The organism is Pseudomonas sp. B21-031 (assembly GCF_024748985.1).
GTDB classification, from domain to species: domain Bacteria; phylum Pseudomonadota; class Gammaproteobacteria; order Pseudomonadales; family Pseudomonadaceae; genus Aquipseudomonas; species Aquipseudomonas kermanshahensis.
In genome coordinates, this window is sequence record NZ_CP087181.1 from 507,682 (window position 1) to 517,500 (window position 9,819).

Sequence of the window (9,819 nt, forward strand, 5' to 3'; positions counted from 1 at the left end):
GGCGCCAGCTTATCAGACACTACAGGATGTTTCGGTACTAAACCGACACGTCTTGAGCTTTTCCGACAGCCATACAAGGTCTAAGCTGACACCCTTTTCCGAAAATTAGGAGTCCGGGTAGATGAAGGCACGTATCCAGTGGGCCGGTGACGCGATGTTCCTCGGCGAGTCGGGGAGCGGGCATGTCGTCGTGATGGACGGCCCACCCGAGGCCGGTGGCCGAAACCTGGGCGTGCGCCCGATGGAAATGCTGTTGCTGGGCCTGGGTGGCTGCAGCAGTTTTGATGTGGTGAGCATCCTGAAGAAGTCTCGCCAGGCCGTGGAAAGCTGCGAGGCGTTCCTGGAGGCTGAGCGCGCCAGTGAAGACCCGAAGGTGTTCACCAAGATCCACATGAACTTCGTGGTCAAGGGCCGTGGTTTGAAAGAAGCCCAGGTCAAACGCGCCGTGGAGCTGTCGGCGGAGAAGTACTGCTCGGCTTCGATCATGCTGGAGCGTGCAGGTGTCGAGATTACCCACGGTTACGAGATTGTAGAGCTGGGTTAAGTGCTGGATTGTTGGGGCTGCTTCGCAGCCCATCGCAGGCAAGCCAGCTCCTACAGGCCCGCGCCGTTTTGGAGGCTTGCGTTGAACCTGTAGGCGCTGGCTTGCCTGCGATGGGCCGCGAAGCGGCCCCTGCTATCTTCAGTCACGTAATGCCGGAAGGGCCATTCGCAACCATTGCGGTAAACCGTTTCTGAATACCTGGCTCAACCGCTCCCGCCGCTTCTGGTAAACCAGACCCAGCCAGATAACTCCCAGCCCAATCACCGTCACCACCACAGGGAACAGCAGCGATTCGGCGAATACCTCGTAAGACAGGTACCCCAGGTAAGCCGCCACGCCCAATGCCCCGAACACCATGAAGACCGGCCTGCGTAACAGCACGGCGATGCCCATCAGGCCGATATTGATCAGGCAGTAGAGGGCCTTGCCCAGTTCGCTACCGCTGTCCACCAGGGTCAACCCGCCCCAGAATGCCGCAAGCCCAGCCAGATACCCCCAGTGGGCATAGTCCTCACGCGTGCGGCCGTCCACCACCAGAAACACCAGCAGCATGCCCAAGCCGAACCACAGCGACACTTCGCGTCGTTGTTCCCAGCTGAACGGCGAGCCATAGAACCATTCGCTTAGGTCCATCGACATGACCCACAGCGCCACGGCAATCGGCATCATGATGAACGGGAAGGGGATCAGCCTTAGCATGAGCAACCCGGCAATCACAGTTGCCGCTTCCATCATCAGCCAGCCACCCTGCACATAGGTGTAGTACTGGTGATAGGCGGTTTGCCTGTCATCCATCGGCCACCATCCCACCAGGCGCTCGATGGCGAATACCGCCAGCGGCACGATGCTGACCGCGACCGCCGCCAGTACTCCGGCAGCAATCGGCTGAGCGCGCCGTTGCAAATTAAGGGCAAAGAGGGTTAGCAGGACGATGTACAAGGTGGCAATGGCCAGCAGTGCCCAGTCGCCGATCGACATCCAGGCTTCAGTCAGCAGCCAGCCCATGGCGGCCATGATGAGCAAGGCGCCGAAATAGAAGGCGACGTGCGCCAGCTGAAAGCTGCCACGTGTTGACGGTTGCTGGCGCAGAAACTGCAGCAGGGCCTGGTCTTGGCCCGGCTGGAGGATGCCGGCTTGCACGGCACGCGCCAGGTCCTTGGCGCTTAAACGTTCCGTCATGGGGGTGCCTTCAGATGCGGTACGTGCTTTTGGTCATGACCTTGGCCAGCAGGCTCATGCCGAAACGCACAGGGGCAGGGAAGCGATAGCCACCCGCCTCGAGGGCGGATTCGGCGTGCTGTTCTTCATCAATGCGCATCTGCTCGAGAATCGCGCGGGACTTTTCGTCCTCAGGCGGGATTTGCTCCAGGTGTTCGTCCAGGTGTTTGCACACCTGATGCTCGGTGGCCGCGACGAAGCCCAGGCTGACCTTGTCGCTGACCAGGCCGGCGAGGGCGCCAATGCCGAACGACATGCCGTAGAACAACGGGTTGAGCACGCTCGGGTGGCTGTTCAACTGGCGAATGCGCTGTTCACACCAGGCCAGGTGGTCGATTTCTTCCTCGGCGGCGTGCTCCATGGCTTTGCGTACCTGGGGCAGCTTGGCGGTCAGGGCCTGGCCTTGGTAGAGCGCCTGGGCGCAGACTTCGCCGGTATGGTTGATGCGCATGAGGCCGGCAATGTGGCGGCTCTGGGCGTCGTCCAGGTCGGCATCCGGCTGGACGATGGCCGGGGATGGGCGGGACGGTTGGCCGCTGAAGGGCAGCAAGGTGCGCATGGCGGTATCGGCCTGCAGCAACAAGCGGTCGAGCGGCGAGTAGTGACGTTCGGTAGCCATCGGGCACCTCCGCAAGAGTGTGCCCGACAGTTTACCGCAATAGCGCAAGGGTCGCTTGCCCTGGATCAGCCCGGTGGCCAGTGCATCTGGCGTTGGCCAAGCACGTGCATATGGATGTGGTAGACGGTCTGCCCACCTTGTTCGTTGCAGTTCATGACCACGCGGAAGCCGTCATCGCAACCCAGTTCCTTGGCCAGGCGCTGAGCAGTGAACAGGATGTGGCCGGCCAGGCCTTTATCCTCTTCGGTCAAATCGTTGAGGGTGCGGATGTGCTTTTTCGGGATGACCAGAAAATGCACGGGCGCCTGAGGGGCGATATCGTGGAACGCCAGAACCTGGTCGTCCTCGTAAATGATCTTCGCCGGGATTTCCCGGTTGATGATCCTGGTGAATAAATCGTCCACAGCACTTGCTCCATGGTGAGGGTCCGGGCCGAGTGTACTCAGCCGGGCGCCGCTCGCCCAGTGGCTATTCCATTCCGACCGGGCAGTAACGGCGATGGATTACCCCGGCGAGCTTGCGCACCAGCCAGCGCGGTAGCAGGCGCGGCGCGAACGCCAGCCAGCGATTGCGCCGGCCGGGGGTGATCAGCGTGCGGTTTTTGTCCAGGGCGCGCACGGTGTACAGCGCCACTTCCTCGGGGCTGAGGCAGCGCGTGCTGCCCTCGAGCCGCGGAATGCGCCGGCGCGAAGAGCGTACCGGGCCAGGGCAGAGTACCGAGACCTTGATGCCGGTGCGCTTGAGTTCCTCGCGCAATGCTTGGGAGAAGCTCAACACATAAGCTTTGCTGGCCGCGTAGGCCGCCATCCAAGGGCCCGGTGCGACGCCGGCCAGGCCCGCGACATTGAGGATCTGCCCGCCACCCTGTACGGCCATCAGGTTGCCGATGGCATGGCAGAGGCGGCTCATGGCCAGGATATTGACCTCCAGCAGGTCCTGCTCGTCGGCCCACTCGTGGGCCAGGAACGGCCCGTAGGTACGCAGCCCCGCACAGTTGACCAGCAGGTCGATACGCCGCTCACCTTCTTCCAGTTCAAGCACGAAGCCCGACAGGCGAAGCGGCTGGCTGAGGTCGCAGGCGCGGAACAACACCTCGACACCGAAGCGTTGGGTCAGCTCGATGGCCACCGGCTCTACCGTTTCGCGCTGACGTGCCACCAGGATCAGATTGCGCCCGCGCCGTGCCAGCGCTTCCGCCAGGGCTAGGCCCAGGCCGCTGGAAGCACCAGTGATCATGGCGTAACGGGTCATGCAAAGGCTCCTGGGGCTGAAGAGGGCGCCTAGTGTACAGCTTGGCTGGGCAAGGTGTTGCCTTTTGCTACAAGGCCTGAGCGCTAATACCCTGGCAGCGATCCAGGGCTTCCCGGTACTCGCTTTGCAGGCGTTCGATCAGCACGCGGGCGTCCGGCAGGTCATGGATATCGCCCACCCCCTGGCCTGCCGACCATACGGTTTTCCAGGCCTTGGCTTCGTCGTCGATCGGCTTGAGCTTGCCCAGTTCGTGGCCGCTCTTGAGTGCGTTCGTGTCATAGCCTGCCTGCTCCAGGCTTGGGCGCAGGAAGCTCGCTGGCACACCGGACACCGCCGGGGTGTGGACAATATCGACGGCATGGGCATCGAGCAGCATCTGCTTGTAGGCATCCTGGGCCTGGCTTTGCGCGGTGGCAATGAAGCGGGTGCCCATGTATGCCAGGTCCGCACCGAGCAGTTGCGCCGCAAGAATTTCATGGCCATGGTTGATGCAGCCCGCCAACAGCAGCGTTTTGTCGAAGAACTGCCGGATTTCGGCCACCAGGGCGAATGGGCTCCAGGTACCGGCATGGCCGCCGGCACCCGCCGCGACGGCGATCAAGCCATCGACACCGGCCTCGGCGGCTTTCTCGGCATGGCGGCGGGTGGTGACATCGTGGAACACCAGGCCGCCGTAGCTGTGCACGGCATCGACCACTTCCTTCACCGCACCCAGGCTGGTGATGACGATCGGCACCTTGTGTGTCACGCAAAGGGCCAGGTCGGCCTGCAAGCGCGGGTTGGTCGGGTGCACGATCAGGTTCACCGCATAGGGGGCCGGTGCTTGCAGTTGCGCCAGGCCTGCCTCGATCTCTTCTAGCCAAGCCTTGAACCCGGTACTGTCGCGCTGGTTCAGCGCCGGGAAGCTGCCGACCACGCCACTGGCGCAGCAGGCCAGAACCAGGCTCGGGTTGGAAATCAGGAACATCGGTGCTGCCACCACGGGCAGGCGCAGGCGTTGTTCGAGCGAGGCGGGCAATGACATGGCAAGGCTCCTGTAGGGGGTTACCGTCAGAACGGTTTGACCACCACGAGAATTACGATACCCAGCAGGAACAGCACCGGGACTTCGTTGAACCAGCGGTAGTAGACGTGGCTGCGAGTATTGGCGCCGCTGGCGAAGCGTTTGCGCTGCGCGCCGCACATGTGATGGTAGCCGGTCAGCAGGATGACCAGGGTGAGCTTGGCGTGCAGCCAGCCTTGGCTCAGCCAGCCCGGGGTCAGGTAGAGCATCCAGGCGCCGAACACATAGGTGGCGATCATGGCCGGGTTCATGATGCCGCGGTACAGCTTGCGCTCCATGGTCACGAAGCGGTCCTGGCTGATGCTGTCCTGGCTCTGGGCGTGGTAGACGAACAGCCGGGGCAGGTAGAACAGGCCGGCGAACCAGCAGACCACGCTGACGATATGCAGCGCTTTGATCCATAGGTAGAGCATTGAGGGAGTTCCTTCAGGTTTTCACGGTCGTCAGATAGTAGTGGTCAAGCGCCCGAAGGGTCACCCGAAGAGTTGTTACAGGCGGCTTGCGCCCCTATTATCGTGCGCTTTCCAGTGGGCTCGTTGATAAGGGGCAAGCGTTATGATCAAGGTCGGTATCGTCGGCGGCACGGGTTACACCGGCGTCGAACTGTTGCGTCTGCTGGCGCAGCATCCACAGGCCGAAGTGGCGGTCATCACTTCGCGCTCCGAGGCAGGCGTGGCGGTAGCTGACATGTACCCGAACCTGCGCGGCCACTATGATGGCCTGGCGTTCAGCGTGCCGGACAGCAAGGCCCTGGCGGCGTGCGATGTGGTGTTTTTCGCAACGCCCCATGGTGTCGCCCACGCCCTGGCAGGTGAACTGCTGGCGGCCGGCACCAAAGTGATCGACTTGTCTGCCGACTTCCGTCTGCAGGATGCCACCGAGTGGGGCAAGTGGTACGGCCAGCCTCATGGCGCGCCAGAACTGCTCAAGGATGCCGTCTATGGCCTGCCTGAAGTCAACCGCGAAAAAATCCGCGAGGCACGCCTGATTGCGGTCCCGGGCTGCTACCCGACAGCCACCCAGCTGGGCTTCTTGCCACTGCTGGAGGCGGGCCTGGCCGACCCGTCGCGCCTGATTGCCGACTGCAAGTCGGGTGTCAGTGGTGCCGGGCGTGGCGCTGCAGTGGGCTCGCTGTTCTGTGAGGCTGGCGAGAGCATGAAGGCCTATGCGGTCAAGGGCCATCGCCACCTACCAGAAATCAGCCAGGGCTTGCGCCTGGCGGCGGGCAAGGATATTGGCCTGACCTTCGTGCCGCACCTCACGCCCATGATCCGGGGTATTCACGCCACCCTGTACGCCACTGTGGCAGATACGTCAGTCGATCTGCAGGCGCTGTTCGAGAAGCGTTATGCCGATGAACCGTTCGTCGATGTGATGCCCGCTGGCAGCCACCCGGAAACCCGCAGTGTGCGCGGTGCGAACGTCTGCCGTATCGCTGTGCATCGTCCACAGGGCGGTGATCTGGTGGTGGTGCTGTCAGTGATCGACAACCTGGTCAAGGGCGCGTCGGGCCAGGCGGTGCAGAACCTCAATATCCTGTTCGGCCTGGATGAGCGTATGGGCCTGTCCCACGCGGGCCTGCTCCCCTAACAGGGTAAGCTGGCACAGAGGCCCGCCGTGTGCGGGCCTTTTTGTGGGCGCGACTAAAGCCGCACAATTCTTGACCAATTTTCTCGGAGAAGCGGATAATGCGCGTCATCGAGTTTTATGGCGGCAACTGCGCCGGGAGAATCAGCATGAGCGTCGAAACCTTCACCCCTACCGGTCTGGAATTCACCCAAGGGGCAGCCCAAAAGGTGAAGACCCTGGTCAACGAGGAAGGCAATGAGCGTCTGAAGTTGCGTGTGTTCGTGACCGGCGGTGGCTGCTCGGGCTTCCAGTATGGTTTCACCTTCGATGAAGATGTGGCCGAAGATGACACCATCGTCGAGCGTGAAGGCGTGTCGCTAGTGGTCGACCCCATGAGCTTCCAGTACCTGGCAGGTGCCGAAGTGGACTATCAGGAAGGCCTGGAAGGCTCGCGCTTCGTCATCAAGAACCCGAACGCCGCCACCACCTGCGGCTGTGGTTCTTCGTTCTCGATCTGATCACGGGCTGTACGAAAACGCCGCGCATTTGCGCGGCGTTTTGCATTCTGGCGGGGCGTTACGCGGGGTAGATGGCGCCGAGTACGCGCAGCCCGCGGGCTGCTGTCACGCTGGGGCGGTTGGCTGGAATGCCTTCCAGGCAGCAATGGGCAAGCCAGGCAAAGGCCATGGCCTCTACCCAGTCCGGGTCGATGCCATGCGCTGCGGTGCTGTCCACCTGGGCACCTGGCAACAGTTGGGCAAGCCGGCGCATCAGTGTGCCGTTGCGGGCCCCGCCACCGCACACCAGCAGTGCCTCAGTGCCTTGCTGCGCAGCGCACAGTGATTCGATGATGCTGCGCGCGGTCAGCTCAAGCAGGGTCGCCTGCACATCTTCGGCACGGTAGGGCGGCAGCTGGCTCAAGTGGCTGTGCAGCCAAGCCAGGTTGAACACTTCGCGGCCTGTGCTCTTGGGGCCGGCGCCTGCAAAGAACGGGTCGCGCAACAGCGCCTCAAGCAGGTCCTCGATCACCACGCCACCTGCCGCCCAGGCGCCGTCAGCATCGTAATGCTGGCCGCGCGAGTGCTCGATCCAGGCGTCCAGCAGCACGTTGCCCGGCCCACAGTCGAAACCATGCACCGGCGTGTCGTTGGCAATCAGGCTGAGGTTGCTGAAGCCGCCGACATTAAGCACGGCGAGCCGTTTGCCCAGGTGGCCGAACAGCGTTTCGTGAAAGGCCGGGACCAGTGGAGCCCCTTGCCCGCCAGCGGCTACATCGCGGCGTCGGAAGTCGCCGATCACGCTGATCTGGGTAAGCTCGGCAAGCAGTGCCGGGTTGCCGATTTGCACCGTGAAGCCGCGGGCGGGTTCATGGCGGATTGTCTGGCCATGGCTGCCGATGGCGCGGACAGCATTGGCTTGCAAGCCCAGGCTCGCGAGCAGGTGGCCGATGCCTTCGGCTGCCAGGCTGGCCCAGCGGTTCTCGGCCAATGCAGCGCGGGCGATCTCGTCAGGGCCGCTGGCACAAAGGCTCAGCAAGTCCTGGCGAAGGTCGGTAGGCATGGGGATATAGTGAGTGGCGAGCAGTTGAGGCTGCTCGCGCTGTTCGATCAGGGCGATGTCCAGGCCATCTAAGCTGGTACCGGACATGACCCCCAGATAAAGCGCCATGGCTTAGCGCTTGTTCGCTGCGAGCATGGTGGCCTTTTCCTGATCCATGCGGGCGATCAGTGGCTGGCTCTGCTGCAGGAAGCGTTGGCGTTCGGCCTTGGCGATCGGGTCGGACATCGGCACTTTCTGGCTCAGCGGGTCGACGTGAACGCCGTTGACCTGGAACTCGTAATGCAGATGCGGGCCTGTGGAGAGGCCGGTGGTGCCGATGTAGCCGATGATCTGGCCCTGCTTGACCGAGCCGCCGGTCTTGATGCCTTTGGCGAAGCCTTGCATGTGGCCGTACAGGGTCTTGTAGCGGTTGCCGTGCTGGATGATCACGGTGTTGCCGTAGCCACCACGGCGCCCCGCCAGTTCGATACGGCCGTCACCCGCTGCCTTGATCGGTGTGCCGCGGGGGGCGGCATAGTCGACGCCTTTGTGGGCGCGGATCTTGTTCAGAATCGGGTGTTTGCGGCCAGCGGAGAAGCGTGAGCTGATGCGGGCGAAGTCTACCGGGGTACGGATGAACGCTTTGCGCAGGCTGTTGCCATCGGCGGTGTAGTAGCTGGTGTTGCCTTGTTTGTTGGTGTAACGAACGGCGGTGTAGGTTTTGCCGCGGTTGGTAAAGCGCGCAGAGAGGATGTTGCCGGTGCCAACCACCTTGCCATCCATGACTTTCTGCTCGTACACCACGTCGAATTCGTCACCCGGGCGGATGTCCTGGGCGAAGTCGATGTCGTAGCCAAGGACGCGAGCCATGTCCATGGTCATGCTGTGGGAAAGGCCGGCGCGTTGGGCGGAGGCCGACAACGAGCTCTTGATCACGCCATGGGCATAGGCCGTGCGGACCACGGGCTTGCTGATTTCGCGGTTGAAGGTGTAGCCCTTGGCGTTTTTGGTCAGGCGAATGGTTTCAAGGTTGCTGACCTTGCTGTGCAGGTTGGTCAGTTGGCCGTCCTTGTCGAGCTCGAACTGCAGCACCTGGCCGTGCTTGAGTTGGCTGAACTGCTTGGCCTGCTTGTTGCTGGCCAGCACCTCATGAACCGCGCTGGCTGGCAAGCCGACCTTGGCGAACAGGGTGGAGAGGGTGTCGCCACGCGATACGGTGACTTCGCGGTGGCCGGGTTGCTTGGCGGCCTCAGCTACCGGTGCTGCTGCAGGCTTCTCCTGTTCGGCTTTCTCGGTGGCCGAATCGGCCTCTTCGATCTGGGCGAACGGCGAGCTTTGCTCAGCGTCAGCCTGCACCAGCGGCGCGGCCTTGGCTTCTTCTTTCAGCTGCTCGACCGGGCTTTCCAGTTCGAGGTTGAGGGTGGTTTTCTTGGCTTCGACTTCGCTGGAGGGAAATACCAGCAGTGCCAGGCTGAGCAGGGCGGCGATGCCGCTGGCGGCCAACAGATGGCTTTTCGGATAAAGCGGGGGCGCTTTAGGCGGTTCGTTGGTCATAGGTAAGGTGACTTTTTGAAGAAAAGTGAATATGGAAAAGATGAATGACATGATGAAGATGAAATAACTGTATAAAATATAACCAAATCCATTTTCACGCAAGGGCGCGTAGACGCCGCAAGCCTGCGGTCAGGTCACATTCCGTTGCGAAACTTGTATTTGATGGCCGATCTTGTATGGTTGGCTCCCCTTGAATCTGAGCCTTGCGGGTCTGTCTATGAAGTCGGTTGAAGAGCAGCTAGCGCTTATCAAGCGCGGTGCGGAAGAAGTATTGGTCGAGTCGGAACTGGTGGAGAAGCTCAAGCGCGGCCAACCTCTGCGCATCAAGGCAGGCTTCGACCCTACTGCGCCTGACCTGCACCTTGGGCACACGGTGCTGATCAACAAGCTGCGCCAGTTCCAGGAGCTGGGGCATCAGGTCATCTTCCTGATTGGTGATTTCACCGGGATGATCGGTGATCC

Annotated in this window: 12 protein-coding genes (1 of these 12 only partly in view); 4 read left to right on the top strand and 8 right to left on the bottom strand. The window is 62.1% G+C overall.

Annotated elements, in window-relative coordinates:
* Positions 1-121: 121 nt before the first annotated feature.
* A complete protein-coding gene (locus LOY53_RS02205; protein ID WP_027594409.1) occupies positions 122-544 on the top strand; it encodes an OsmC family protein in 423 nt (140 codons plus the stop codon).
* Positions 545-682: 138 nt separating this feature from the next.
* Here the strand turns inward: LOY53_RS02205 and LOY53_RS02210 are convergent, their stop codons facing one another.
* The 6 genes from LOY53_RS02210 to hemJ form a co-directional block, all read right to left on the bottom strand.
* The gene (locus LOY53_RS02210) at positions 683-1,723 is read right to left on the bottom strand and encodes a DUF2157 domain-containing protein (RefSeq protein ID WP_258703552.1); all 1,041 of its coding nucleotides are present in this window, start codon (positions 1,721-1,723) and stop codon (positions 683-685) included.
* 10 nt (positions 1,724-1,733) lie between these two features.
* Positions 1,734-2,381 carry a 2-polyprenyl-3-methyl-6-methoxy-1,4-benzoquinone monooxygenase gene (gene coq7 / locus LOY53_RS02215; protein WP_099452734.1) on the bottom strand — a complete coding sequence of 216 codons (648 nt, stop codon included), beginning with the start codon at positions 2,379-2,381 and terminating at the stop codon, positions 1,734-1,736.
* Positions 2,382-2,446: 65 nt separating this feature from the next.
* Positions 2,447-2,785 carry a histidine triad nucleotide-binding protein gene (locus tag LOY53_RS02220; RefSeq protein ID WP_027594412.1) on the bottom strand — a complete coding sequence of 113 codons (339 nt, stop codon included), beginning with the start codon at positions 2,783-2,785 and terminating at the stop codon, positions 2,447-2,449.
* A 64-nt stretch (positions 2,786-2,849) separates the two neighbouring features.
* Positions 2,850-3,632, bottom strand: coding sequence for an SDR family oxidoreductase (locus LOY53_RS02225; RefSeq protein WP_027594413.1), 783 nt, complete (start codon positions 3,630-3,632; stop codon positions 2,850-2,852).
* A gap of 67 nt (positions 3,633-3,699) precedes the next feature.
* On the bottom strand, positions 3,700-4,656 hold the full coding sequence (locus tag LOY53_RS02230; RefSeq protein WP_258703553.1) for a nitronate monooxygenase family protein: 957 nt from the start codon (positions 4,654-4,656) through the stop codon (positions 3,700-3,702).
* 26 nt (positions 4,657-4,682) lie between these two features.
* A complete protein-coding gene (gene hemJ, locus LOY53_RS02235) occupies positions 4,683-5,108 on the bottom strand; it encodes a protoporphyrinogen oxidase HemJ (protein WP_027594415.1) in 426 nt (141 codons plus the stop codon).
* Between the two features lie 142 nt (positions 5,109-5,250).
* On the opposite strand from hemJ, the gene argC reads away from it, so the two are divergent.
* Both argC and erpA read left to right on the top strand, forming a co-directional pair.
* Positions 5,251-6,285 (top strand): N-acetyl-gamma-glutamyl-phosphate reductase, encoded by a 1,035-nt coding sequence (gene argC, locus LOY53_RS02240; RefSeq protein ID WP_252826535.1) that lies wholly within the window; start codon positions 5,251-5,253, stop codon positions 6,283-6,285.
* 146 nt (positions 6,286-6,431) lie between these two features.
* On the top strand, positions 6,432-6,782 hold the full coding sequence (gene erpA, locus LOY53_RS02245) for an iron-sulfur cluster insertion protein ErpA (RefSeq protein WP_099455778.1): 351 nt from the start codon (positions 6,432-6,434) through the stop codon (positions 6,780-6,782).
* Positions 6,783-6,840: 58 nt separating this feature from the next.
* On the opposite strand, the gene LOY53_RS02250 is transcribed toward erpA, so the two are convergent.
* Both LOY53_RS02250 and LOY53_RS02255 read right to left on the bottom strand, forming a co-directional pair.
* Positions 6,841-7,932, bottom strand: a complete 1,092-nt coding sequence (locus tag LOY53_RS02250; protein WP_258703554.1) for an anhydro-N-acetylmuramic acid kinase — start codon at positions 7,930-7,932, stop codon at positions 6,841-6,843.
* Between the two features lie 3 nt (positions 7,933-7,935).
* Entirely contained in the window at positions 7,936-9,357 is a 1,422-nt protein-coding gene (locus LOY53_RS02255) for a peptidoglycan DD-metalloendopeptidase family protein (RefSeq protein ID WP_099452738.1), read from the bottom strand.
* Positions 9,358-9,574: 217 nt separating this feature from the next.
* Between LOY53_RS02255 and tyrS the strand changes: the two genes are divergently transcribed.
* On the top strand, positions 9,575-9,819 hold the 5' portion of the coding sequence (tyrS, locus tag LOY53_RS02260; protein ID WP_027594419.1) for a tyrosine--tRNA ligase. It continues 955 nt past the right edge of the window; the window shows 245 of its 1,200 coding nt (coding positions 1-245); its start codon is at positions 9,575-9,577; its stop codon lies off the right edge, out of view.